We start from the raw sequence: 272 nt of genomic DNA, 5'->3' as shown, positions 1-272 counted from the left end.
TGATTTAACCGGGGGTAATTTTCGAGGATTTGTTGTTCTGTCCATCCTTGAGCCAAAAGCCCGATGATGTGCTCCACTGATATGCGTGTTCCTTTTACAGTGGGTTTGCCCAGTAAAACTGCTTCATCTGCTATTATATGTTTTCTCCATTCCATGTTCTAAAGTTACAAAATTTGCCATTATTTATTCATATCCCTGATCAGTATGCTAGTTGATTGGTCGTCTGCGTTTGAGTAATCAGTATCCGGTAAACTCAGTAGCCAATCGGCAAG

At 40.8% G+C, this 272-nt stretch carries 1 protein-coding gene; it reads right to left on the bottom strand.

The features are described 5' to 3' along the window. On the bottom strand, positions 1-155 hold a 155-nt coding region (locus tag E1163_RS00035; protein ID WP_155168502.1), incomplete at its 3' end, for a DUF433 domain-containing protein. Positions 156-272 lie beyond the last annotated feature (117 nt).

Source organism: Fulvivirga kasyanovii, assembly GCF_009711405.1.
GTDB classification, from domain to species: Bacteria; Bacteroidota; Bacteroidia; order Cytophagales; family Cyclobacteriaceae; genus Fulvivirga; species Fulvivirga kasyanovii.
Note: the sequence above shows the minus strand (reverse complement) of the source record. Positions and strands in the feature narration are given on the sequence as shown.